At 70.1% G+C, this 264-nt stretch carries 1 pseudogene; it reads left to right on the forward strand.

The features are described 5' to 3' along the window. Window positions 1-264, forward strand: a pseudogene (locus KVS67_RS12130) (30S ribosomal protein S7); the annotation flags it as partial.

Below are 264 nucleotides of genomic sequence, written 5' to 3' on the forward strand. Positions count from 1 at the left end.
GGACAACATCACCCCGGCCCTCGAGGTGCGCTCCGGCCACGTGGGCGGCACCACCTACCAGGTGCCCGTCGAGGTCAAGCCGGGCCGCACCACGGCCCTGGCCCTGCGCTGGCTGGTCGGCTTCTCCAAGGCCCGCCGTGAGAAGACCATGACCGGGCGTCTGATGAACGAGATCCTGGACGCCTCGAACGGCCTGGGCGGCGCCGTGAAGCGTCGCGAGGGCACCCACAAGATGGCCGAGGCCAACAAGGCCTTCGCCCACTA

The sequence above is a fragment of the Micrococcus sp. GbtcB5 genome, assembly GCF_019091605.1.
In the GTDB taxonomy this organism is placed as follows: Bacteria; Actinomycetota; Actinomycetes; order Actinomycetales; family Micrococcaceae; genus Micrococcus; species Micrococcus luteus.